Source organism: Methylibium sp. Root1272, assembly GCF_001425905.1.
Lineage (GTDB): Bacteria > Pseudomonadota > Gammaproteobacteria > Burkholderiales > Burkholderiaceae_C > Methylibium.
The window spans coordinates 436,400-459,286 of record NZ_LMDY01000013.1 but is presented as its reverse complement, the minus strand read 5'-3'; the positions used below and the strand labels follow the sequence as shown (position 1 = coordinate 459,286).

Below are 22,887 nucleotides of genomic sequence, written 5' to 3'. Positions count from 1 at the left end.
GCGGGAGGCTCCGCGGGCTCGGGGCGGACGGAGGCGCCTCGTGGCCCGTTCCGCGCTCTCCCTCAAGGCCAAGGCGCTGACCTATCTTGCGCAGCGCGAACACAGCCGCATCGAGCTGCGACGCAAGTTGCTGTCCCACATCGATCGCCAGCGCAGGGCGGCTGCGTCATCCCCGTTGTCGGCCGCCGCGCCGGCATCGGCGCTGCCGACCGAGCAGGAGGTCGACGAACTGCTCGACTGGCTCGCTGCGAAGGACCTGCTCAGCGCCGACCGCTTCGTCGAGACCCGCGTGAGCGCCCGTGAGATTCGCTTCGGCAACCTGCGCATCCACCAGGAGCTCGCGCAGCACGGCATGGCTCTCGACGCAGAGACAGCGCAACGGCTCAAGGACAGCGAGCTCGCGCGCGCCCGCGCCGTGTGGGCCAAGCGTTTCGGCACCCCGGCCGTCGATGCCGCCGATCGGGCGCGGCAGATGCGCTTTCTGAGCGCCCGCGGCTTCAGCTCGGAAACCGTGCGTCGCGTGGTGCGGACGGCTGGGATGGACGACTGAGCCGCTCACTTGCGGCGTGGCGTCTCGCAGATCACAGGCCGAGCATGAGCCCGATGTTCTGCACCGCAGCCCCCGACGCGCCCTTGCCCAGGTTGTCGAGCCGCGCCACGAGCACGGCTTGGCCGCGATCCTGGTTGCCGTAGACCCGCAACTCCAGCCGGTTGCTGTCGTTGAGCGCTTCGGCCTCGATCTTGCCGCCCGGCTCCGCCGTCACTACCTGAACCCACTGCTGCCCGGCATAGCGTGACTGCAGCGCCGCCTCCAGATCGGCTGGCTTCGGGTGCCCGTTCAGCAGATCGAGGTGCAGCGCCACCTGCACCAGCATGCCTTGGCGGAAATTACCGACGCTCGGCACGAAGATCGGCCGACGATCCAGACGGCTGTACTGCTGCAGTTCGGGCAAGTGCTTGTGTTCGAGACCGAGGCCGTAGAGCTCGAAGGACGGCGCACTGCCCGCTTCGTAAGCCTCGATCATCGCTCTACCGCCACCGGAGTAACCACTTACAGCGTGCACTGCCACCGGATAGTCTGACGGCAGCAAACCCGCATCGACCAAGGGGCGCAGCAACGCGATGCCACCGGTCGGATAGCAGCCGGGATTGGCAACGCGGCGTGACGCCGCCACGGCCGATGCCTGCTCCGGCACCAACTCCGGAAATCCATAGGCCCAGCCAGGCGCCACGCGATGGGCCGTGCTGGCGTCGACGATCTTCGGCCCCCCGCCCGGCAGACTGTCTGCCAGGGCCACCGATTCGCGCGCGGCGTCGTCGTGCAGGCACAGCACCACCAGGTCCACGCCGGCCATCAGCTCGCGTTTCGCGCCCGCATCCTTGCGGCGAGCGGGGTCGATGCTGACGAGCTCGATCCCGCCCGTCCCGGCCAGTCGTTCGCGGATACCCAGCCCGGTTGTGCCGGCTTCGCCGTCGATGAAGATGCGGGCCGGGCGGGTGCTCATGGTGTGGAAGAAAGGACGGGAAGAGGAACATCGATGGTAGCAACGCCGGGCGTCAGCTGCATGTCATCAAGGGTTCCCGTGGGGTTCTTGGTGCAATGCAGCATGCTAAAGTCGATTGGCTTTTGCCGGCGTGCCACCCGCGCCGTACCGCCCGCGGGCGGGCGCCGATCCGTCCGACTTCTTCGACTCGAACCACCCACCTTCGAACACAGCGCGACCATGAAGATCCACGAATACCAAGGCAAAGAGATCCTGCGCCAGTTCGGCGTCCCGGTGCCTCGCGGCTATCCGGCGTTCACTGTGCAGGAGGCCGTCGAGGCCGCCCAGAAGCTCGGCGGCCCGGTGTGGGTCGTGAAGGCGCAGATTCACGCAGGCGGCCGCGGCAAGGGCGGTGGCGTGAAGCTCGGCCGCAGCCTCGACGACGTCAAGGCGCTGTCCGGCGAGATCCTCGGCATGCAGCTCAAGACCCACCAGACCGGCCCGGACGGCCAGAAGGTGCGTCGCCTGCTGATCGAGGAAGGCGCCGACATCAAGAAGGAATACTACGTCGCCGCCGTCACCGACCGCGCGACGCAGAAGGTCGCCATCATGGCCAGCTCCGAAGGGGGCATGGACATCGAGGAGGTCGCGCACGCGACGCCCGAGAAGATCATCAAGGTCTTCGTCGACCCGGCGACCGGCCTGACCGAGGCGCAAGGCGTCGAGCTGGCCCAGGGCATCGGCGTGCCGGCGGCCAGCCAGGCTCAGGCGATCGACGTGTTCAGGAAGCTCTACCAGTGCTACATGGCCACTGATTCGTCGCTGGCCGAGATCAACCCGCTGATCCTCGAAGGCAACGGCAACATCAAGGCGCTCGACGCGAAGTTCAACTTCGACGCCAATGCGCTGTTCCGCCATCCCGAGATCGTCGCCTACCGCGACCTCGACGAGGAAGATCCCGCCGAGATCGAGGCCAGCAAGTTCGATCTCGCCTACATCCAGCTCGACGGCAACATCGGCTGCCTGGTCAACGGCGCCGGACTGGCGATGGCAACCATGGACACCATCAAGCTGTTCGGCGGTTCGCCGGCCAACTTCCTCGACGTGGGCGGCGGCGCGACCGCCGAGAAGGTGACCGAGGCCTTCAAGATCATGCTGAAGAACCCCGAGGTGAAGGCCATCCTGGTCAACATCTTCGGCGGCATCATGCGCTGCGACACCATCGCCGAGGGCGTGATCACGGCCTGCAAGGCGGTCAACCTGAACGTGCCGCTGGTGGTGCGGATGAAGGGCACCAACGAGCAGATCGGCAAGAAGATGCTGGCCGACAGCGGCCTGCCCATCATCGCCGCCGACACCATGGCCGAGGCCGCGACCGCCGTGGTCGCCGCCATCAAGAAGCAGTGAGCCGAGGAAGAACCGCATCATGAGCATCCTGATCAACAAGGACACCAAGGTCATCACGCAGGGCATCACCGGTAAGACGGGCCAGTTCCACACCCGCGGCTGCCGTGACTATGCCAACGGCAAGAATTGCTTCGTCGCCGGCGTGAACCCGAAGAAGGCCGGGGAAGATTTCGAGGGCATCCCGATCTTCGCCAGCGTGCAGGACGCGGCCCGGAACACCGGCGCGACCGTGAGCGTGGTCTATGTGCCGCCGGCGGGCGCTGCCGCGGCGATCTGGGAGGCCGTCGAGGCCGACCTCGACCTGGTGATCGCGATCACCGAGGGCATTCCGGTCAAGGACATGCTCGAGGTACGCAACAAGATGAAGGCCAAGGAGACCGCCGGCGGCAAGAAGACGCTGCTGCTGGGCCCCAATTGTCCGGGGCTGATCACGCCCGACGAGATCAAGATCGGCATCATGCCGGGCCACATTCACCGCAAGGGCCGCATCGGCGTCGTCAGCCGCTCCGGCACGCTGACCTATGAGGCGGTCGCGCAACTCACCGAACTGGGTCTCGGCCAGTCGAGCGCGGTCGGCATCGGCGGCGACCCGATCAACGGCCTGAAGCACATCGACATCATGAGGGCCTTCAACGACGATCCGGACACCGATGCGGTGATCATGATCGGCGAGATCGGCGGCCCGGACGAGGCCGAAGCGGCCCGCTGGTGCAAGGCGAACATGAAGAAGCCCATCGTCGGCTTCATCGCCGGCGTCACCGCGCCCCCCGGCAAGCGCATGGGCCATGCCGGCGCGCTGATCTCGGGCGGCGCCGACACGGCCGACGCCAAGCTGGCGATCATGGAGGAGTGCGGCTTCACGGTCACGCGCAATCCGTCGGAGATGGGCAAGCTGCTCAAGGGGCTGCTCTGACCCCACGACCCGGCGCGCCGTGGCGCGCCGACCCAGCCACAAGGCCGCCCTCGGGCGGCCTTGTTCGTTCAGCAACGGCCGGCCGTCGAATGCGTAGTCTCCGCAAGCCAAGCTGGGGTGGCGGGCCTCTACACTGCCCGAGGTTCGTGGGCTCTGCCCGCACAGCGCATCAGAAGGAAGCCAGATGGAACAGTTCATGACCCCCGACTTCTGGGTCGCGGTGGGGCAGATCATCCTGATCGACATCGTGCTCGGCGGCGACAACGCCGTGGTCATCGCGCTGGCCTGCCGGCAGCTGCCGCCGGCGCAGCGGACCAAGGGCATCCTGTGGGGCACCGCCGGCGCCATCATCCTGCGCGTCATCCTGATCTTCTTCGCGCTGACGCTGCTGGCGATCCCCTATCTCAAGCTGGTGGGGGCTGCGCTGCTGGTGTGGATCGGCGTGAAGCTGCTCGCGCCGGATCATGAGGACGGCCACGGCAACATCCAGGGCAGCGACAAGCTGTGGAGCGCCGTCAAGACCGTGATCGTCGCCGACCTGGTGATGAGCATCGACAACGTCATCGCGATTGCCGGGGCCGCCGAAAGCGCCGGCGGCGATCACAAGATGCCGCTGGTGATCTTCGGCCTGCTGGTCAGCATCCCCATCATCGTCTGGGGCAGCCAGCTGGTGCTCAAGCTGATGGACCGCTTCCCGATCATCATCACGGTCGGCGGCATGCTGCTGGGCTGGATCGCGGGGACCATGGCGGTCACCGACCCCGCCGTGACGCACCTGATCGCGCAGACCGACACCCTCAAGTACGCCGCCGGCCTCTCCGGCGCGCTGCTGGTGCTGGCGATCGGCAAGTGGGTGGCGCGCGGCCGCACGCCGGCGCCGAGCGCCTGAAGCGGCGCGGGGCCTGCTAACGTTCGGGGATGGCACTGACCATTCCCCCCGCTGAGACGCCTCGTTTCCCCCACCGCGCACCGGGCGGCTGCCTGAAATCAGCCTGCCGGGCGCCTGCCGCGGCGGCACGGGCGGCATGACTGACCTCTTCTGGATGGGGCTGGCGCTGGGTGCGGCGGCCGCGGCCGGCCTGCTGTGGGCTTGGCGCTACCGGCAACGCAAGGCACCGGCGCAACGCCGGTCGGATCGGGCGCCGGGCTTCAACTTCGTCAGCACCCAGCTCGACACGGTGGCCGATACCGTGCTCGACCCGCGCGTCCTGGACGCACAACAGCGCCGCATCGGGCCGTACGTGGTCGAGCGCGACATCGGCCACGGCGCGATGGGCGCCGTGCTGCGGTGCCGTGACGAGCGCACCGGCGAGGCGGTGGCACTGAAGACCATGGCGCTCGGCCGCGAATTCCACGGCGACGCGCTGAAGGACGCCCGCGAGCGTTTCTTCCGCGAAGCCGAGATGGCCGGCCGGCTGCACCACCCCGACATCGTGTCGGTCCGCGAGGCCGGCGAGCAGGACGGTACCGCCTACATCGCGATGGAGCTGCTGAGCGGCCGCGATCTCAGCGAGTTCACCCAGCCCAGCCGGCTGCTGCCGGTACCGGCTGTGCTGGGCATCATCGCCCGCGTGGCTCAGGCGCTGGCTCACGCACACCGCCAGGGCGTGACCCATCGCGACATCAAGCCGGCCAACATCATGGTCGAGCTCAAGAGCGGCATGGTCAAGGTCACCGACTTCGGCATCGCCCGCATCATCGACTCGACGCAGACGCGGACCGGGATCGTGCTGGGAACGCCGTCGTTCATGTCGCCGGAGCAGATGGCGGGCGCCCGCGTCGACGGACGCAGCGACCTCTATGCCCTCGGCGTCACACTGTTCCAGCTGCTGACCGGCACGCTGCCGCACCGACCGGAGTCGATGGCCGAACTGATCCGATCGATCGCCAACGACGTGGCGCCCGACGTGCGCACGCTGCGCCCCGAGCTGCCCGCGGCGCTGGCCGACATCGTGGCCCTGGCGCTGGAGAAGCGCCCGGAGATCCGCTACGCCGACGGCGACGCGATGGCCACCGACCTGCATGCGGTGCTGGCCCAGCTGCGGGAACAGGCACGGGAGCCGGCGGCAGCTGGCGCTGACGTGGCTTCCGGCGGTGCCGGCCCGGCGCCCGCAGCGCCAGAAGCCGGGCACAATCCCTAGTGTTCACGCGCACTGGCGCGCTCAGTTGCTTTCCGATGCCCACGCTCCCGACCCCCCCCGCCCTGCGTTTCGAGTTCGTCAGTGCCACGGACACCGGCCGATCGCGCAACAACAACGAAGACGCGGTGGTGATCGACGAGGCCGCCTGCCTGGCGGTCCTGGCCGACGGCATGGGCGGCTACAACGCCGGCGAGGTGGCCAGCAGCATGGCCACCAGCTTCATCAAGGCCGAACTCGGCCGCTGGCTCAGCGAGGCCAGCGCCCAGGCCACCGATACCGACGTGCGGCGCGCCATGGACATCTGCGTCGACAACGCCAATCGCGCGATCTTCAACGCCGCCAACTCCAACCCGCAGTACGCCGGCATGGGCACCACGCTCGTGGTGGCCGTGCTCAGGGACTCACGACTGCTGCTCGGACACATCGGCGATTCGCGCGGCTACCGCTGGCGCGAGGGCGAGCTGTCGCAGGTCACCCGCGACCATTCCCTGCTGCAGGAGCAGCTCGATGCCGGTCTGATCACGCCCGAACAGGCGGCCGCCTCGAACAACAAGAACCTGGTCACCCGAGCGGTCGGCGTCGAGGACACCGTGCTGCTGGAAACCCATCTGCACCAGACCCAACCCGGCGACTGGATCCTGCTCTGTTCGGACGGGCTGTCGGACATGATCGACGACGAGCAGATCGCCGCCGTGTTGCGCCAGCACGACTCTTTGCCACAGGCCGCTCAGGCGCTGGTGCAGGCTGCCAATGACGCTGGCGGACGGGATAACATCTCGGTCATTCTGGTGCGCGCTTCGGGCACCGCGCCGGTATCGCGGGCCTGGTGGCCGTTCCGCCGCTGAGGGGCAGCGCCCGGACATTCAGGCGCGCAGCAGGTCGTCGGGTTCCACCACATCAGAAGTCAGACGCACGGGGTCACGCATGGGCAAGCTGGTCGTATCGCTGGACGGGGTCGTCATCAAGGAAGTCCAGCTCACCAAGGACAAGACGACACTCGGTCGCCGGCCCTACAACGACATCGTGATCGACAACCTGGCCGTCAGCGGCGAGCACGCGGTGCTGCAGATGGTGGGCCAGGACGTCTTCATCGAAGACCTCAACAGCACCAACGGCACCTACATCAACGGGAAGGCCGTGAAGAAGCAGCTGCTGCAGCACAACGACACCGTCGAGATCGGCAAGTACAAGATCAAGTACCTGAGCGTCGAAAGCTCGGACTACGAGAAGACCATGATCATCAAGCCGGGTGCGGCGGCCACCGCGCCGAACTTCCAGCACACGGCGCCGATGAGCAACACCAACTTCGCAGCGTTGACGGGCACCAGTTCGGCCTTGATCAAGGTGCTCAACGGAGCGGCGGTCGGCCGCGAGGTCGCGCTGACCAAGGTGGTCACGACTGTCGGCAAGCCCGGCGTGCAGGTCGCCTCGATCACCAAGCGCCCGGGCGGCTACGTGTTCGCCCACGTCGAGGGTGGCAGCCGCCCCACCGTCAACGGCAGCGAGGTCGGCAGCGACCCCGTGCACTTGAAGAATGGTGACGTGATCGAACTCGCCGGCACGCAAATGCAATTCGTGCAGAACTGAACGCGAAAGGCCTCGGCGCCTCGGCTGCCCGAGATGCCGCTGCAGGCATTAATGCCGCCGCGCACCCGCTTTGCGACGCGCCCCGTCGCGCCGGCTGCCGGCCCGTGAGGCATCGCACAGCCAGGCGCTTGCCCGCCAATCGGCCCGGCGGCACCATGCGAGTGTGACGTTCCTCGTTTTCCAGATCCTTGCCACCGCGGCGTTGCCGGTGCCGAACCCATGAGCCGCCCCCCGGTGCGCCTGCAGGTGCTCGGCTGCTCCGGCTCCATCGCCTCGGGCAGCCGCACCACTGCCTTCCTGCTCGACGACAACGTGCTGATCGACGCCGGCACCGGCGTCGGCGACATGGCCCTCGACGCGATGGCCCGCGTCGACGACATCCTGGTCTCGCACTCCCATCTCGATCACGTGCTGGCGATCCCGCTGCTCGCCGACAGCGTGATGAAGCTGCGTCTCGCCCAGCCCGAGCGCGGACCGATCCGCGTGCACGGCCTGCCCGAGACGCTGGCGGCGCTGCGCGCCCACCTCTTCAACGGCCAGCTCTGGCCCGACTTCACCAGCATCCCGAGCGCGGCTTATCCGATCCTCCGGTTGCTGCCCTTTGCCATCGGTGACACGCTGCGCTTCGGCCACGGCGATGCCGAGCGGCGCGTGGAGGTGTTGCCCGCATCGCACACCGTGCCGGCCTGCGGCTTCGCCGTCGACAGCGACGAAGGCTGGTGGGTCTACAGCGGCGACACCGGCCCCAACCCCGCGCTGTGGGCAGCCCTGAAGGGCCGGCGCATCGCCCACCTGATCATCGAGACCGCCTTCGGCGACGATGAGCGCTGGCTCGCCGATCTGAGCGGCCACCTCGCGCCGAGCAGCCTGGCCACCGAGCTGGCCCAGCTGGACGGCAGCGTGCCGGTGCACATCACCCACCCCAAGCCCGGCGAGGTGGCGGCGGTGGTGGCGCAGATCCGGGCAATCGACACAGCACACCGGGTGGAGCCGTTGGTGAAGGGGTTGGTGTTCACGCTGTAGCATCTTGCCCTTCAAGATCAGCTGCACGCGCTGAATCGCCGTTGTAGACCAAGCACAAGCTGGCACCTCTCTCCATGGCCGACAAGCTCTCACCGCACGAGGTGGCGTTCCAGATTGACCGCCACGGCGTTCTGCGCGTCCCCGGATTGCTATGGGTTGCACTGGCGCTTCTCGCGCGTCACTGGGTACTGCTTGTGTTGATCGTCGTTTCTGCTCGCCGCGAAGGGTCGTCAGTGCTGCTGCTCGGCGACGGGGGCGTGCCTTGGGTTGCGCTGAGCATGGAAATCCCCATCGTGCTGCTGGCCCTGGCCGCCTTCCACCGACAGCCCTCCGCCGGAACACCGACCCGAATGCTGTGGCGCCGCGGGCGTGAGATCGTGGCGCTGACGGCGGCAGCGAACATCGGCTGGACGGTGAACCTACTGCTAAAGTCGGATTACTGGCTGCCTTGGCCGGAGTTGTTTCTCATCAGCTGTGCCGTGCTGGACGCAGCGATTGCTTTGAGCTTGTACACGACGCCGTACTACCGCCAGCTGTTCAGCGAGTTTCCCGCCCGGCCCGCCGCGAAATCAACGCCAACATGATCCGAGTGTTCATCGGCTTCGACGCTCGAGAGACGGTTGCATGGCACGTGCTGTCGCACAGCATCTTGGCCAGATCATCGGAGCCCGTGAGCATCACCCCGCTGGCGCTGGGCAACCTGAAGAACGTGTTCTGGCGCGAACCAACAGCGCTGCAGTCGACCGACTTCTCGTTCACCCGCTTCCTCACGCCTCACCTGAGCAGCTACGAGGGTTGGTCGCTGTTCATGGATTGCGACATGCTGATGCGCAAGGACGTTGCCAATCTCTGGGCGCTACGCGATGACCGCTATGCAGTGATGTGCGTCAAGCACGACCACCGCCCGTCCGAAAACACCAAGTTTCTCGACAAGCCCCAGACGGCGTACGGCAAGAAGAATTGGTCGAGCGTCATGCTGTTCAACAACGCTCGATGTCGCGCGCTGACTCCGGAGTTCGTCAACACAGCGACCGGCCTTGAGTTGCATCAGTTCAAGTGGCTTGCCAGCGACGACTTGATCGGAGCACTTCCTCACGGATGGAACCACCTTGTGGGCTACGACGCGCCAGAGGCAGACGCATTCAACGTGCATTTCACCATCGGTGGGCCCTATTTCAAAGAGTACGCCGCATGCGAGCATGCGGCGGAGTGGTTCGCGGAGCGGGACGCCATGCTGAGTGTCGACCAACGACCACCGAAAGCGCTCACCTGATTTTGCCCATCGTGTAAGCCGGCGATTCGCACTCAATGAGTCACGGAATTGAGCACTCGAATATTGTTGATCAGTAGCGGCCGATTCACATTGGCACGCATGATCTGCTCTACACCATGAAACGATCGCTCTGTCTTCGGAAATGAAAGCAGCCGATTCGGAAGAAACTCGATCGTGTTGACTCGATCGAAAAATTCCCTCGCATGGTGAGGGCCACCCCAGCAAGTGAATGCGGGATCCTTGGGTCGATAGACCGAAGTACCCAACTCGCGCATGGACGCGTCCTTTGGCAGGTAGAACAGAAAAGTCACCAGTCTGTGCGGCGCATCCGTGTGTGGGCCGATCGCGTAATTGGTCTGGTCGTTCACCAGAAGAGCGTCGCCACGTGCCTTGAGCACGCCATCGGCAGCCATGATGCGATCGAGTCGCGGCTCGAGGTACAACGCAAACTTCTGCACGAAAAAATTCAGAAACTGGTCGCTGTACATCCACCCGGCAAACTCACGCCAAAAACGCTGCTGATCGGGCGTTATGCGGGAGAACTCCTCGTCGGTGAACAACACGACGTTGCGTTCGCGATATGCGTCAACCGGCACACGCTTGGTGTCACCAATCGGACGCAAACTGTCCGGGGTCGGAAAGTGCTCGAGCATCTCTGCGTAGTAGTCTGACGGGAACACGTCGTCGACCACCAAGTACGGAAAAGGCTGTTCCGTCGTGACGGCTTGAGCCACTCTGCCCAAGACATGATTCATCACGAGCCGGCCCTGCTGCTGTCGAGGAACGCCAATCTTGAACGTCTTGTTGAAGTCGATCGTATTCGTCGATCGGCGGCTGAAGACGAACTCGCCAACGCCCTCAAACAGCCCATCCTTTCGCAGAGCACCCCGAACTTGCAAGGGATCGAACGTGAAGCCGACTGATTGCAGCATCTCAATCACGGCGTTGTGCTCTTCCAAGTGGGTGTTCAATTCGACAATAAGCCCCTTAACACCGACATTTGCAAGTGTCTTGCGGGCACCCGCCAGCACCTTGTGCTCGATTCCATCGACATCGAGCTTGATGTAATCCGGAACCGGGATCGCGCCACTGTCCACCAGCTGATCCAGCGTGACGCTGAACGCGCCTTGAGCAAAAGCCGACTTTCGAGGCTTGAGATCGAAGCCCACCTTATCGGCAAACGAGTGGCACGAACCGCCGCCCGAGAACTCGGACAAATACAACCTGTCGAGTTGCATGCTGTCCGACAACGCCAGCGGAAACGCCAGAACTTGCTCCGACAAACCGTTGTCGGCGATGTTGGCGTTCAGTAACGCGTAGTTCTGCGACTCTGGTTCGAAGGCGAAGACCTTTATGTTGCGTACGATCGCCGAGAACACGCTGTACATGCCGACGTTGGCGCCGATGTCCACCAAAGTACTGCCCGGCACCATCTGTTCGATCCAGCGGATCGTGTCGGGCTCCTTCTCGAACAAGGTCTTCACCCGCCAGGCTGTCATTGTGTTCGGCGTATTGAACACGATCCGCTTCCCCTGGTACTTGAGCACCATCTGGGGCGGGCCTGCGTTGGACGAGTCCTTTCCTATCACCGCGGTCGAGGCGCTCTTCGACGACTCGGGTGCGATCAATGCCCTCAGCTTCGATGGGCGCGGCAACTGAGTTGAAGACTGCAACGACCGAACGACAACGACGAAGCCGCTCTGGATCGGCTGCATGTCGTACACCTCGAACCGCTGCTTGAACCGTGGCAGCCACCAGTCCGGCCCTTGCTGGGTGAGGTGCGCGTTTCGCCCATCAGACAGCACCTTCACGGCCGGTCCGGAGTGCACCGTGAAGAATCCGTACGGGTCGCACAACTCGGCCAGATGGTCCAGCACGTTGTCCAGCAACGTCGGTTCTATGTGTTCCAGCACATCGATACAGCAAACCAACTCAGCAGGGAGCGGAGCACCTGCGTAGTCCGGAATGGCCGGGTCATAACCTTCGTACGCAATCGTCTCCGGCGGGTTAAGGGCCTGAAGCAGGCTGCGCTTGCTGCCGCACCCGTAATCGAGAATGGACGTGGCACCCGTGCTGTTCAACAGGCCCCAGACAAGTTGACCGTACTGTAGGGCGGCCGTACCGTAGTTGCCCTTCGCGTGTAGTGCAGCCTGCTCGGCTCGATACTGGTCGGTAATCAACATGCCAAACCTCTTCAGTAGTGCCACGGTTCACAAGCCAGTTTAGCTGTCATCCGTCGATCCAGCGCAGGCTCAGGACAGGCGCTAGATTTCTGCGTAAGCAAGCCGCGAAAACGGCTCGCACCCGCGTCGGCGGCCGCTCGGGCCGCCGCCACGAACTTTCGCTTCTTGCGGCGGGGCTCCGCACTAATTTTTGCAAATGGACAAATCGCTGCGGACGATGCAATAGTTCGTCGCCAGCCCACTCCGGCGCGGATGTAGGGAACTGGGTTCCGAGTTTCGCGTTCGTAGAAGCACTTGATCAGCTTCCCGATTTTTACCCGAACCATCCCATCGCCAATGAAGAAAATTGAGCAGCAATTCGTGCAAGGATCGGCCGGTAAGACCGTGTCAGTCTCGACCGATGCGACGCCTCGCTGGAAGCAGACACCCGGTCTGGTGCAAGCCAGCTCCGAGGAGCTCGAGGCTTCGGCCGCCGCCCGGGTTGAGTTCGATCAGGGACGTGTAGAGGATGCTCGGCGGTTGCTTGTGCCGCATACCGAATCGGCTCGAATTCCGGCTACGCTGGTGACTCTCGGGCGCATCTGTATTGCCGAAGCACAACTGGACGAAGCGGCGCAATGGCTCGCTCGGGCCGAGAAGCATTTTCCTGAAGACCCGCAGGTTTGGAAGGCGTGCGCCGTCCTGTTCAGACTTCTGCAGCGCCCAGAGGATGAGCTTTCTTATCGTCGCAAGCTCGTCTTCCTGGTGCCGCGGCCGAGCGCCGCGGCCCTGCTCGCTTTCGTGCAGGCCTTCGCGAAGGTCCATGCCGGGCCGGTCGACCCTCCCCTCGGCGAACTCCAATTTGTTTCCAGGAAGCTAGAAGAATTGCCGACTGCTCATGCAGCGACGGCACCCATGCGGCAAGAGATTGCCCAGCATTTGTATCAGTTCAAGGCCCTTCAGTCCTACGCCCGCAGGCATCTGGAAGCGGTACAGCCGTGCCCTAGCGGATCGCGCGACGTGAGTGCCGCATGGCTGTCGATGCTTCAGTGGTGCAGCCGCTCGGACATCCCGTGCCGGCGAGCCGTGGAGCTTGGCAAGCCCGGCCGCAGGCCCTTGCTTGCCAAGCTAGCTCGCGTCGCGGTCATGCCCACACTTGGCTGGATTCCTCTGCTCGACGAGGAGAAAGTCATTCTCGACGGCTTCGGCACGCGCCGACCTTTGTTGGACCATGAACTTGCAGGCAGTCCATTCCTGCTGAATCGCGCAGGTCGTCGGACGGAATTGCGCATGCCGCGCGAACTGCCCCTGATCGACACGCCCGCATTGCTGGTCGGGGGCGCGCCGGACTACGACGGCTTTCTCCTCGATAGTCTTGGGGCACTGGCCATCGCCGAGACCCTGGAGGCTTCGGCTGAGTTGCCACTGGTGGTCAATGGCGATCTGACGCCGCAGCAAAACGAGCTGCTCACGATGCTCGGCAAACCCGAGGCGAGCCGTATTCAAGTCAAGCCAGAGCAACCCGTTCGATTTGCCGAACTCTGGGTGCCATCGAAGGCCGTGTCTGCTGGGGGTTGGGTAGATCCTCTTCTGCCGCGATGGTGCCGACAGCGACTCGCTCCGGCGCTGTCGCGCGACGCGCCTCCTAGCAGGATCTGCTTTCTGGGGGGGTCTCTGAAGGGTTGCCAAATCGCGAACGAAACACTCTTGGTGGAGCTATTGACCTCGTGGGGCTACGAAATTATCCGGATGGACAGTCTTGGCCTATCCGAGCAGATCCGACGGATTGTTACGGCCGGCTACATCGTTTCAGCGGCAGGATCAGGCCTCGCCGCGATGATCTTCGCTCCTCCTGGCGCGAAGATCGTGGCACTCGCCGATCAAGTCACCATGCGAAGCGTCACCGACCGACGGTTCGATTCGTTGGCTACTGCTTGCGAGCATGAGCTCAGCTGGCTAGAGTGCGCTCCGAGCGGCCGTTCGGCCATGACCCTGCCATTCGAGGCCACCATCACGGTCGATCTTGCCCAGCTAATTTCGACACTTCGCCGGCAGCACATCGACTCCTGAGGACGGCAGGCCTAGGCTTTCGGTGCTTTTCGACTCACGTGGACGATCACGGCCTCGGTCGCAAAATCGACAAAATCTTTTTGGTACCCCATTTCAGTCAGCTCCCAGCGAAAGCTGTTCCCGAGCTTGGCCTTTCCCAGCCACCCCAGTCTGTTGGCGACCTGGAACTCCACGGCCTTCTGGCAGGCATCCTCCATGATTCGGGTCAACCGATTGACGGAGGGACGCTTGCCCGATTGCTGGTCCAGAGCAGGCGGATAGCGCTTGCCGATGTCTTGGGCTAGTGATCTGGCAAATGCCGTCACCGGAGAATTGGATCGAAGTGCTGAGAAAAGTCCCATGAGGTCACCTGAACGCGATAGTGACAGTGTGCCGAAAAAACAAGAGGCGCCGAAGCGCCTCTTGTAGGGTACGAGACAGCGAGGGCCTGTCAGGTACCGCGGCACGTCGCCGGCATCAGACGCAGCGGAGCGCCCGTACAGCTCCAGTCCGCTGTGTTGCCGTTCCAGCTCGGGGTCAGCGCGACCGAAACACCAGTGGTGCCGACGGCCGTGGTACCGGAGACATTGATGATGCCGGCAGCCGAGATCGCCGAGCTAGCAATGTACTTCGTCGTGCTGATGACGATAGCTGCAGTGTTCAGACCACCACAGCTGTTGGCGTTCTGACAATGCTCGGTGATCGACGTACGGGCGGACGAAGCCCCGAGGATGATCTCCGAAACGCGAGCACGGATCGTGTAGTCTTGATACGCTGGCAGCGCGACCGCCGCCAGGATACCGATGATGGCCACCACGATCATCAGTTCGATGAGCGTGAAGCCTTGTTGGAGGGATCTCTTCATGCAGGGGCTCCTAAGCGGAATGAGAAAGTACGCAGAGCTGCTGGCGCAAGCATCGTGCCGACGCTGAAAGTGACAGGAAACGTCGCTGCCGCGTTACCGGGTGTGAAAGTCATCACATCCAGAGTTCGGAACGACGGCCCACGTTGACCCTGTGCGTCACCTAATAGATGCCGGATTCGACCTTCGGCTTGGCTGGATCACCAACAAAAAGAGGCGCCGAAGCGCCTCTTGTCGGGTACGAGACAGCGAGGGCCTGTCAGGTACCGCGGCAGGTCGCCGGCATCAGACGTAGCGGAGCGCCCGTGCAGCTCCAATCCGCGGTGTTGCCGTTCCAGCTCGGGGTCAGTGCAACCGACACGCCCGTCGTGCCAACGGCCGTGCGGCCCGACACGTTGATGACGCCTGCAGCCGAGATCGCCGCACTGCCGATGTACTTGGTTGTTGAGATCACGATGGCCGCGGTATTCAGGCCGCCGCAGCTATTGGCATTCTGGCAATGCTCTGTGATTGATGTACGGGCAGACGATGCCCCGAGGATGATCTCTGACACGCGAGCGCGGATCGTGTAGTCCTGATACGCCGGCAGCGCGACCGCCGCCAGGATACCGATGATGGCCACCACGATCATCAGCTCGATGAGCGTGAAGCCTTGTTGGAGAGATCTCTTCATGTAGGGGCTCCTCAGAAAGTGACTGTCAGAAACCTGACGCAGTCGTTAATTCAGCAATTGCCGTGCCGTCAAGCTCTGCGACAAAATTTGTCGCAGTCCGAGTTTCATATATAACTTCAGTCGTCCTGCGTGAATCTCGCGAGCTCTTCACTCACCACTTCTAGTACGGACGGCCAGTTCTCGGCCTCGGTCTGACGAAAGATGCGCGAACTCGGATACCAGGGAAGTACCTTCGAATGAAGGCCGTACCGCCACTCTGGCACTTTGGGTGCCATGACCCACACGGGGCGATCCAGAGCGCCTGCGTAGTGCACCGTAGTATTGCAAACCGTTATCACAAGATCGAGCGCCGTGATCAGCGCCGCGAAATCATCGAGATCCTTGATCGATTCGGGCCAATACTGCAATGTCAGTCCGGCTTCGTTGGCCTTCGCGAGGTCAGCCCCCACTTCACCATATTGCAGACAGACCCAGGTGGCAGTGCAACGCTCGGCGAGCGGCGCCAGCCGCTCGACGTCGAGCGTTCGCAAGCCCCGACGGGTGGACTCGATGCCGCCTCGCCACGACAAGCCGATGTATGGGCCTTGTCCTGCTCGTTCCAGCTGGTTGCGCCAATGCTGGACGCGCGCGGGCTCTGCGCAGAGATATCCCCGGTGCGCCGGAAAATCCGCATGGCTGCGGCGAAAAACTCGCGGCAGATCGCCGATTGGTGCAAAGTAGTCAATAGCACCCAGGCCGCGGACCCAGTCGAACGAATTGTCCTGCCGCGTCGGAATGATCTGACATTGCGGAAACGCTCTGGCAATCGTCGGTGCAACCCTATCAACGACTTCCACGATCGTTCGAGCTGGACCCAGTTCAAGCAGATCGGGAAGGCAGGACGCGAACATCACCTGATCGCCAAGCCCCTGCTCGGCCAACAGGAGAATGGTCTTGCCTTCCAGGCGTTCACCGCTCCACATCGGGAACGGCAGCATCCTTAGATGCTTGACCGAACTGAGGGTCCGCAAAGCATAGTCATCCCATCCCTCCGCGTAGCGCTCATTCAGGAGATGAATAGTCGCGCGGGGAAAGCGACGAATGGGCTCGTGAGGATAATCGGCCACCGCCTTGTCCAGGATCGGCAGGGCCTCATCGTGACGCCCGACATTCGTCAGTGCATAGACGCGCAATGCGAGGAACTCGTCGGCCGCTCCGGGAAACTCTTCCAAGATCTCATCGATCCGATCCAGCGCCTCCTGATACCGGTACCGCGTCACCAGACTGGCGATGTATCGCCCCTTGATATTGGGGCTGGGATCAAGCGCATAGGCACGATCGACCAACTCACCCGCTTCTGCAAAGCGATCCTGCTCCTCTCGAATATCGGCCATCGCCAGCAGCAGATTCACGTCGCCCGGGCGCGCGGCCAATGCGGTCTCGACGAACGGCTTTGCCAGACGAAGCTCCCGCTCCTTGACGAGTGCGCAACCTAGCTCCGAAACGACAGCCATGTCAGTCGGGTTGCGCGAATGAAATGCCTGCAGTGCGTCGATCCCGGTCTGCGTGTCTCCTTGCTCCTTGTACAGCCTGAAGAGTTCGATGACAAAGAGACCTTCATCGGGTTCGCAGATGCACAGTTCTTCACAGGCGTCGATGGCCCGGGCAAGACCTTCAGCATGGTAGAGCGAATGCACAACATCCAGGCGAGGATTTCCGCTCACCCTGTCGGATTCAGTCGGCGTACTCACGCCACCGTGGTCGGCGATATCCTGCTCCAGAAGAGCAAGGTTGCTTCGTGCGCTGTCGAACTGTGGGTCGATCTCCAATGCCCGCTTGAAGGCCGTGCGTGCAGCTGGAACATCGCGCCGCGCTCTCGCAACGATGCCAAGATTGTTCCAGGATGCCTTATCCAGCGGATCGAGCCGCGTGGCCCGAGCGAGGGCTGCAGTTGCCATGGCAAAGCTGCCGCGCCGTATGTGACACAAGCCGAGTTGCGCGCTGAACCGCGGCTCGGAGCCCCCGTTCACGGCAAACTGGGCGTGAAGGACAGCCAGTTCGTGCTGGCCTCGTTCGCCGAGCACCAGCGACAACCCATATTGAGCATCGGCCAGCCCCGGGGCCTGCTCCAAGGCTTGGCGAAACATCGCTTCCGCGTCGGCATCGCGATGCTCATGAAAAGCGATCTCACCCTTGAGGCACATAGCGATGAGTTCGCGTTGCGGGGTCGACTCCACCAGCAGGTTGGCCGCGTCGGACGCCTCCCGCAATCTGCCGCGAGAGATCAGTTCCCTGACCTCGGCGGGAGTCCACCGCTGCCGACTTCGGCTACCGGGCCTGAGGTTGCGCAACAAGCTCCCGATCATCCCCATGGCATCTCTTCCGTCGCATCAATGTCGCTTGACACGCGAGCATAGCGGCAGGACTTGCCTGATGGCACTGCCATCAAACAATGCAGCTTTCAGTGCGGCTCACCCTGATGCCAAATCTCGGCGAACACATACGTCGTTAGCATTCGTGCCTCGCCAACAACTTCCTCGTGATGGCACGAACGGATTCGACCATGGCCGCGATTTCGTTGCTTGCCATCTTCCTGCCGCTGTTGTCGGCCACTGCCACCGTTCCCGACTCGGTCTTCTACAACCAAGTGCTTGCCGCCACAGGCTGGGGTCTATGGCTGTTATCGATGCCCTGGACGGCAATGGGAACGGATTCGCAAGCCAAGAGTGCCAGACCGACCCTGCTTGCTGCAACGGCGGCCCTCGCCCTGTGTCCTGTGTTCGCGTTGCTTCGCCTCGACCACGGCCAGGGCGCGCCCGCACTGGTGCTGTGCGCGTCGGTCGCCGTGCTGTGGGCGTCGAGCGGAAAGCTCGGGCGGCACGGCGTACCCGCTATGGCATGGGCCTGGCTGCTTGCCGGACTGGCCTGCGTGCTTGTGGCGATGGTTCAGTACTTCGCCCCCTCGATGGCCGACGGCTGGTTCGTGGCACCCGCGGGTGCCGCCGGCCGCTCCGTCGGCAACATGCGCCAGCCCAATCATCTGGCCACCGCCCTGTTGTGCGCGATCGTCATGACCACGTGGCTCTGGCACGCCGGCCGCCTGCGCGCACCCTGGGCTGCCGTCTCGCTCTTCGCCATGGTGCTGGCGGTGGCGCTCAGCGCCTCGCGGACCGGCGCGCTGTCGCTCGGCGTGCTGCTGCTGTGGGCCGTGGTCGATCGCACGCTGCCACGCGCCGCGCGATGGACGCTCGCGCTGGCACCTGTGGCCTATCTCCTCTGTTGGGCCGGCCTGGCCGAGTACGCCGCGTGGCAGCACGCCCACTTCTACGCTGCAGAACGCCTGCAGGCCAACGGCGACATCAGCAGCTCGCGCTTCGCGATCTGGCGCAACGCGCTGACGCTGATCGCACAGAACCCGTGGGCCGGCGTCGGCTGGGGCAATTTCAACTTCGCCTGGACCTTCACGCCCTTCCCGGACCGGCCTGTCGCGTTCTTCGACCACACGCACAACCTGCCCCTGCAACTGGCGGTCGAGATCGGCCTGCCCGCCACGGCTTTGGTGCTGGGGCTGTTCGGCTGGGCGTTATGGCGGGCGCGTGGCGCCTGGCGGGTGGCGGGTGAACAGCCGGGCCATCCGGCGCGCGCGGTGTTCGTGATGCTCGCGGTATTGGGCGTTCACAGCCTGCTCGAGTATCCGCTCTGGTACGCCTATTTCCTGCTGCCGGCGGCCTGGGCGCTGGGCGTGTTTCTCGGGTCGGCGCCGACGAAGGAGCCTGCCTCCAATCTCCATGCACCGGCGAGCCCGGTGGCCGCCACCGTGGCGCGATGGTCGACCTTCCCTCTGCGTGCAGCCGGTGCGTTGATGATCATCGGCGCCGCGTATGCCGCGTGGGATCACCGCCGCGTCGAGGTGATCTTCGCGCCGCCGGCCGGTGCAGGCTCGTTGGCGGAACGCATCGCCGCCGGACGCGAGAGCGTGCTGTTCGGCCACCACGCCGACTACGCTGCCGTGACCAACGAGCCGAAAGATCAGGCGCTTGCGAGCTTTCGCCGTCCGTTGCACCACCTGGTCGACGCGCGCCTGCTCGTCGCCTACATCGAGGCCCTGAAGGCCAATGGCCATGACGCCGAGGCGCTGTACGCGGCCCAGCGGCTGCGGGAGTTCCGGCGCGACGACGCTCAGGCCTACTTCAAGGAGTGCACCGCCGACAACCCGGCGCCGCCATTCCAGTGCCGCACCGAGCCGGTGGCCTTGACCTGGCGCGACCTGGAGCCGTGAGCCGACGTCACCCGTCAGCCCGCGGCATCGGCAACGAACGAACCCGACTTGCCCCCATGCTTCTCGAGCAGCCTCACCCCCTCGATCACCATGCCCCGGTCGATGGCCTTGCACATGTCGTAGATGGTCAGCAGACCGATTTGCACGGCCGTCAACGCCTCCATCTCCACGCCGGTGGGCCCAAGCGTCTCGGCCGTCACGCGGCAGGCGATGCGAGTGGCGGTCTCATCGATCTCGAACTCTGCGGCCACACGCGTCAGCGGCAGCGGATGACACAGCGGGATCAGTTCCGCCGTGCGCTTCGCCGCCTGGATGGCCGCGATGCGCGCGATGCCGATCACGTCGCCCTTCTTGGCGCCGCCCTGCGCGATGACCTGCAGCGTGGTCGGCAGCATGCGGATCCAGCCCTCGGCCACCGCCATTCGATGCGTCGCCGCCTTGGCGGACACGTCGACCATATGAGCCTGGCCCTGTGCGTCGAAGTGGGTCAGCCCGCTGGCCGGTGAAGATGACTCGGGGGTGACGCTCATGGCTGCGGCAACAATGGGAAACAAGGCTGCGGCATCATAGACGCACGCTTGCTGAACTGCCTTGCTGCGCGAGAGTCACACCCGGGACCCGCCTCCCACCTGCCCGATGGATCAGACTTTCCCTTCTCCCGCTTCGCCGCCTCCTCCAGCGCGCGGCATCGCATTCGGCTCCCGATTGCGCGCGGCCGGCATTCACGCCGGGCTGAGCGCATTGGTGGCGGCCTTGGCGGCCGCGCTGGTGTTCGGGCTCTGGTATCCGACGCCGTTCCGCGAGATCTCCGGGGGCCGCGAATTGTTCTTCATCGTCGTGGCCGTCGACGTGGTCCTGGGCCCGCTGATCACGTTAGCCGTATTCGATCGGCGCAAGCCTTGGCGCGAACTGCGAAGAGACTTGGCCATCGTGGCCCTGCTGCAGCTAGGCGGCTTGTTGTACGGCCTGCACACGGTCTACGAAGCCCGACCGGTCGTGCTGGCGCTCGAGGTGGATCGCCTGCGTGTCGTGCGAGCGATCGACCTGGACGGCACCGAGCTCGCGAAGGCCCCGCCAGAATGGCGGAAGCTTCCATTCTGGGGACAGCAGGTACTGGCCGCTCGGCTACCGCATGCCGACGAAAAATTCGAAGCAATCACCCTGGGGTTGCAAGGCATCGATATCGGCATGCGGCCCCAGTTCTGGCAACCTGCCACCGAGACCAAGGCCGCCTTGCTCCAAGGTGCCAAACCACTCATGGTGCTTCAGCATCGCCTGGGAGCGCGCGCCGCGGAACTACAGCCCTACATCGCGGCGACCGGCCGCAGCGACGAGCAACTGAAGTTCCTGCCCCTGTTCGCGCGCCGTACCGACTGGGTCGCATTACTCGACGCCGGCAGCGGCGAACTGGTGGGCTACGCGCCTTTCGATGGCTTCTGAACGCCACCGCCGCTGGCCGCGCGCCCTGCCGCTGGCCTTGAGCCTGGCCCTTGCCGCACAAGGCCTGGCGCCCGCCGCCCTGGCGCAGCAGGGCAGTCCTGGCTCGCGCAACAACTTGCCGGCCCTGGGCGACAGTGCGTCCGACGACATCTCCGTGCCGAACGAGCGGCGCATCGGCGACCGCATCATGCGCGACATCCGTCGCGATGCGGATTACCTCGACGACCCGATCCTGCTCGAGTATGTGCAGACGATGATGAGCGCGCTGATCGTGTCGTCGCGCGAGCGCGGCAACATCCCGACCGAGCTGGACGAGCGCTTCGCATGGGAGGCCTTCCTCGTGCGCGACCGCACGGTGAACGCCTTCGCGCTGCCGGGCGGCTACATGGGCGTGCACCTGGGCCTGATGGCCATCACGGCGACGCCCGCCGAACTGGCGTCGGTGCTGGCACACGAGCTGTCGCACGTGACGCAGCGCCACATCGCGCGCAGCGTGGGCGCGAACAAGCTCACCTCGCTGGCGGGAATCGCCGGGCTGATCCTCGGCGTGCTCGCGGCCAGCCGCAGCCCGGAGGCTGCCAACGCGCTGATCACCGGCGGGCAGGCCGTGGCCGTGCAGGGGCAATTGAACTACTCGCGCGACGCCGAGCGCGAGGCCGACCGGGTCGGCTTCAACGTGCTGACCGGCGCCGGCTACTCGCCGGCCGGCATGCCGGCGATGTTCGAGAAGCTGCTGCAGGCCTCGCGCCTGAACGACAGCCAGAACTACCCCTACCTGCGCAGCCACCCGCTGACCACCGAGCGCATCGGCGAAGCCCGCTCGCGCCTCGGCGTGGCCAATGCCGCGCCGCCACCCAGGCCGCTGCTGCACGTGTTGATGCAGGCCCGCGCCAGGGTGCTGATGGACACGCGCGACAGTGCGCTCCAGCGCGCCCAGGACTTCGACACCGAGCGTGCCCTGGCCACCGTGGCCACTTCCGCCGACCGGCTGGGTGTGCTGTACGGCAGCGCGCTGGCGTCGATCCTGCGGCGCGATTTCTCGCGTGCCGACGCGGCGCTGAGCGCCGCGCGGCTCTTGGCGGACGGCGACAGGGACGCCACGAACGCCTTGGCGCTGTTGACGCTGCAAGGCCTGCTGGTGCGCAGCGATGGCATGCGCGCCGACGCCGTGCTCGGCAGCCTGCTCGCCGCACCGGGAGGGCAGGACTCACGCACGCTGCTGCTTGCGCAGGCGCAACGCGCGCTGCTGCCGGGCAGCACGCCCGAGATGCAGCGTGCGGCCGTCGACCGTTTGCAGACCTGGGTGGCTGTCCACCGGCAGGACGCGCTGGCCTGGGGCAGCGCCGCGCAACTGTGGGAACGGCTGGGTCAGCGCCTGCGGGCGGTGCGCGCTGACGCCGAGTCGCGCGCCGTGGTCGGCGACGTGCAAGGCGCCGTCGAGCGGCTGCGCGCCGCGCAGAAACTGGCCCGCACGGCGACCGGCAGCGACTTCATCGAAGCGTCAGTGCTCGAGTCTCGGCTGCGCGAGCTCGAGCTGCAGCGCCGGCAGATCATTGCCGAGGAGCGCGGCGAGCTTTGAGGCCGGCAAGTCGGAGCGGCACGCCCCATCGGCGCC

The 22,887-nt window shown here is 64.8% G+C and carries 21 protein-coding genes; 14 read left to right on the top strand and 7 right to left on the bottom strand.

What is annotated here, in order from left to right; genetic code table 11:
- Positions 1 to 40: 40 nt before the first annotated feature.
- Positions 41 to 550 (top strand): RecX family transcriptional regulator, encoded by a 510-nt coding sequence (locus tag ASC67_RS11240; RefSeq protein ID WP_056319892.1) that lies wholly within the window; start codon positions 41 to 43, stop codon positions 548 to 550.
- A 31-nt stretch (positions 551 to 581) separates the two neighbouring features.
- Here ASC67_RS11240 and argC read toward each other — a convergent pair whose 3' ends face one another.
- Positions 582 to 1,505, bottom strand: coding sequence for an N-acetyl-gamma-glutamyl-phosphate reductase (gene argC, locus ASC67_RS11235; RefSeq protein ID WP_056319889.1), 924 nt, complete (start codon positions 1,503 to 1,505; stop codon positions 582 to 584).
- Positions 1,506 to 1,724: 219 nt separating this feature from the next.
- Here argC and sucC point away from each other — a divergent pair, with 219 nt between their 5' ends.
- The 9 genes from sucC (at position 1,725) to ASC67_RS11190 (ending at position 9,828) form a co-directional block, all read left to right on the top strand.
- Entirely contained in the window at positions 1,725 to 2,891 is a 1,167-nt protein-coding gene (gene sucC, locus ASC67_RS11230) for an ADP-forming succinate--CoA ligase subunit beta (protein ID WP_056319886.1), read from the top strand.
- A 19-nt stretch (positions 2,892 to 2,910) separates the two neighbouring features.
- Positions 2,911 to 3,804 (top strand): succinate--CoA ligase subunit alpha, encoded by an 894-nt coding sequence (gene sucD / locus ASC67_RS11225; RefSeq protein ID WP_056319883.1) that lies wholly within the window; start codon positions 2,911 to 2,913, stop codon positions 3,802 to 3,804.
- A 184-nt stretch (positions 3,805 to 3,988) separates the two neighbouring features.
- Positions 3,989 to 4,693 (top strand): TerC family protein, encoded by a 705-nt coding sequence (locus ASC67_RS11220; RefSeq protein ID WP_056319878.1) that lies wholly within the window; start codon positions 3,989 to 3,991, stop codon positions 4,691 to 4,693.
- A gap of 136 nt (positions 4,694 to 4,829) precedes the next feature.
- Positions 4,830 to 5,945: a serine/threonine-protein kinase gene (locus ASC67_RS11215; protein WP_235566291.1), complete on the top strand. Its 1,116-nt coding sequence runs from the start codon at positions 4,830 to 4,832 to the stop codon at positions 5,943 to 5,945.
- Positions 5,946 to 5,980: 35 nt separating this feature from the next.
- Complete coding sequence (locus tag ASC67_RS11210; RefSeq protein WP_056320855.1) at positions 5,981 to 6,790, top strand: Stp1/IreP family PP2C-type Ser/Thr phosphatase; 810 nt, start codon at positions 5,981 to 5,983, stop codon at positions 6,788 to 6,790.
- Positions 6,791 to 6,869: 79 nt separating this feature from the next.
- A complete protein-coding gene (locus tag ASC67_RS11205) occupies positions 6,870 to 7,532 on the top strand; it encodes an FHA domain-containing protein (protein WP_056319874.1) in 663 nt (220 codons plus the stop codon).
- 219 nt (positions 7,533 to 7,751) lie between these two features.
- The gene (locus ASC67_RS11200) at positions 7,752 to 8,555 is read left to right on the top strand and encodes a 3',5'-cyclic-nucleotide phosphodiesterase (RefSeq protein ID WP_082535962.1); all 804 of its coding nucleotides are present in this window, start codon (positions 7,752 to 7,754) and stop codon (positions 8,553 to 8,555) included.
- A 74-nt stretch (positions 8,556 to 8,629) separates the two neighbouring features.
- The gene (locus tag ASC67_RS11195) at positions 8,630 to 9,139 is read left to right on the top strand and encodes a DUF2919 family protein (RefSeq protein WP_056319866.1); all 510 of its coding nucleotides are present in this window, start codon (positions 8,630 to 8,632) and stop codon (positions 9,137 to 9,139) included.
- 86 nt (positions 9,140 to 9,225) lie between these two features.
- Positions 9,226 to 9,828, top strand: coding sequence for a glycosyltransferase (locus tag ASC67_RS11190; RefSeq protein WP_235566290.1), 603 nt, complete (start codon positions 9,226 to 9,228; stop codon positions 9,826 to 9,828).
- A 32-nt stretch (positions 9,829 to 9,860) separates the two neighbouring features.
- Here the strand turns inward: ASC67_RS11190 and ASC67_RS11185 are convergent, their stop codons facing one another.
- Complete coding sequence (locus ASC67_RS11185; RefSeq protein ID WP_056319857.1) at positions 9,861 to 12,011, bottom strand: FkbM family methyltransferase; 2,151 nt, start codon at positions 12,009 to 12,011, stop codon at positions 9,861 to 9,863.
- A gap of 294 nt (positions 12,012 to 12,305) precedes the next feature.
- Between ASC67_RS11185 and ASC67_RS20290 the strand changes: the two genes are divergently transcribed.
- On the top strand, positions 12,306 to 14,060 hold the full coding sequence (locus ASC67_RS20290; RefSeq protein ID WP_156466740.1) for a glycosyltransferase 61 family protein: 1,755 nt from the start codon (positions 12,306 to 12,308) through the stop codon (positions 14,058 to 14,060).
- 11 nt (positions 14,061 to 14,071) lie between these two features.
- Here ASC67_RS20290 and ASC67_RS20605 read toward each other — a convergent pair whose 3' ends face one another.
- The 4 genes from ASC67_RS20605 to ASC67_RS11150 all read right to left on the bottom strand — a co-directional run bounded on the left by ASC67_RS20605 (position 14,072) and on the right by ASC67_RS11150 (position 17,925).
- Positions 14,072 to 14,365 carry a hypothetical protein gene (locus ASC67_RS20605; protein WP_156466739.1) on the bottom strand — a complete coding sequence of 98 codons (294 nt, stop codon included), beginning with the start codon at positions 14,363 to 14,365 and terminating at the stop codon, positions 14,072 to 14,074.
- Positions 14,366 to 14,490: 125 nt separating this feature from the next.
- On the bottom strand, positions 14,491 to 14,904 hold the full coding sequence (locus ASC67_RS11160) for a pilin (RefSeq protein ID WP_056319829.1): 414 nt from the start codon (positions 14,902 to 14,904) through the stop codon (positions 14,491 to 14,493).
- 256 nt (positions 14,905 to 15,160) lie between these two features.
- Positions 15,161 to 15,574, bottom strand: coding sequence for a pilin (locus ASC67_RS21120; RefSeq protein ID WP_056319824.1), 414 nt, complete (start codon positions 15,572 to 15,574; stop codon positions 15,161 to 15,163).
- A 116-nt stretch (positions 15,575 to 15,690) separates the two neighbouring features.
- The gene (locus ASC67_RS11150; protein ID WP_056319821.1) at positions 15,691 to 17,925 is read right to left on the bottom strand and encodes a tetratricopeptide repeat protein; all 2,235 of its coding nucleotides are present in this window, start codon (positions 17,923 to 17,925) and stop codon (positions 15,691 to 15,693) included.
- Between the two features lie 191 nt (positions 17,926 to 18,116).
- On the opposite strand from ASC67_RS11150, the gene ASC67_RS11145 reads away from it, so the two are divergent.
- Positions 18,117 to 19,832: a PglL family O-oligosaccharyltransferase gene (locus ASC67_RS11145; RefSeq protein ID WP_162245628.1), complete on the top strand. Its 1,716-nt coding sequence runs from the start codon at positions 18,117 to 18,119 to the stop codon at positions 19,830 to 19,832.
- Positions 19,833 to 19,846: 14 nt separating this feature from the next.
- On the opposite strand, the gene moaC is transcribed toward ASC67_RS11145, so the two are convergent.
- Positions 19,847 to 20,362: a cyclic pyranopterin monophosphate synthase MoaC gene (moaC, locus tag ASC67_RS11140; RefSeq protein WP_056319812.1), complete on the bottom strand. Its 516-nt coding sequence runs from the start codon at positions 20,360 to 20,362 to the stop codon at positions 19,847 to 19,849.
- Between the two features lie 106 nt (positions 20,363 to 20,468).
- On the opposite strand from moaC, the gene tfpZ reads away from it, so the two are divergent.
- Complete coding sequence (gene tfpZ, locus ASC67_RS11135; protein ID WP_235566289.1) at positions 20,469 to 21,272, top strand: TfpX/TfpZ family type IV pilin accessory protein; 804 nt, start codon at positions 20,469 to 20,471, stop codon at positions 21,270 to 21,272.
- The gene (locus ASC67_RS11130) at positions 21,262 to 22,851 is read left to right on the top strand and encodes a M48 family metalloprotease (RefSeq protein WP_056319809.1); all 1,590 of its coding nucleotides are present in this window, start codon (positions 21,262 to 21,264) and stop codon (positions 22,849 to 22,851) included. Before tfpZ ends, ASC67_RS11130 begins: the two co-directional genes overlap by 11 nt.
- Positions 22,852 to 22,887: the final 36 nt, after the last annotated feature.

What these genes read in the sequence shown, in the direction of transcription:
- argC (WP_056319889.1), bottom strand. Translation starts at nt 1,505, where the DNA reads ATGAGCACCCGCCCGGCCCGCATCTTCATCGACGGCGAAGCCGGCACA.
- sucC (WP_056319886.1), top strand. Translation starts at nt 1,725, where the DNA reads ATGAAGATCCACGAATACCAAGGCAAAGAGATCCTGCGCCAGTTCGGC.
- sucD (WP_056319883.1), top strand. Translation starts at nt 2,911, where the DNA reads ATGAGCATCCTGATCAACAAGGACACCAAGGTCATCACGCAGGGCATC.
- ASC67_RS11220 (WP_056319878.1), top strand. Translation starts at nt 3,989, where the DNA reads ATGGAACAGTTCATGACCCCCGACTTCTGGGTCGCGGTGGGGCAGATC.
- ASC67_RS11215 (WP_235566291.1), top strand. Translation starts at nt 4,830, where the DNA reads ATGACTGACCTCTTCTGGATGGGGCTGGCGCTGGGTGCGGCGGCCGCG.
- ASC67_RS11210 (WP_056320855.1), top strand. Translation starts at nt 5,981, where the DNA reads ATGCCCACGCTCCCGACCCCCCCCGCCCTGCGTTTCGAGTTCGTCAGT.
- ASC67_RS11205 (WP_056319874.1), top strand. Translation starts at nt 6,870, where the DNA reads ATGGGCAAGCTGGTCGTATCGCTGGACGGGGTCGTCATCAAGGAAGTC.
- ASC67_RS11200 (WP_082535962.1), top strand. Translation starts at nt 7,752, where the DNA reads ATGAGCCGCCCCCCGGTGCGCCTGCAGGTGCTCGGCTGCTCCGGCTCC.
- ASC67_RS11195 (WP_056319866.1), top strand. Translation starts at nt 8,630, where the DNA reads ATGGCCGACAAGCTCTCACCGCACGAGGTGGCGTTCCAGATTGACCGC.
- ASC67_RS11185 (WP_056319857.1), bottom strand. Translation starts at nt 12,011, where the DNA reads ATGTTGATTACCGACCAGTATCGAGCCGAGCAGGCTGCACTACACGCG.
- ASC67_RS11160 (WP_056319829.1), bottom strand. Translation starts at nt 14,904, where the DNA reads ATGAAGAGATCCCTCCAACAAGGCTTCACGCTCATCGAACTGATGATC.
- ASC67_RS21120 (WP_056319824.1), bottom strand. Translation starts at nt 15,574, where the DNA reads ATGAAGAGATCTCTCCAACAAGGCTTCACGCTCATCGAGCTGATGATC.
- ASC67_RS11150 (WP_056319821.1), bottom strand. Translation starts at nt 17,925, where the DNA reads ATGGGGATGATCGGGAGCTTGTTGCGCAACCTCAGGCCCGGTAGCCGA.
- ASC67_RS11145 (WP_162245628.1), top strand. Translation starts at nt 18,117, where the DNA reads ATGGCCGCGATTTCGTTGCTTGCCATCTTCCTGCCGCTGTTGTCGGCC.
- moaC (WP_056319812.1), bottom strand. Translation starts at nt 20,362, where the DNA reads ATGAGCGTCACCCCCGAGTCATCTTCACCGGCCAGCGGGCTGACCCAC.
- tfpZ (WP_235566289.1), top strand. Translation starts at nt 20,469, where the DNA reads ATGGATCAGACTTTCCCTTCTCCCGCTTCGCCGCCTCCTCCAGCGCGC.
- ASC67_RS11130 (WP_056319809.1), top strand. Translation starts at nt 21,262, where the DNA reads ATGGCTTCTGAACGCCACCGCCGCTGGCCGCGCGCCCTGCCGCTGGCC.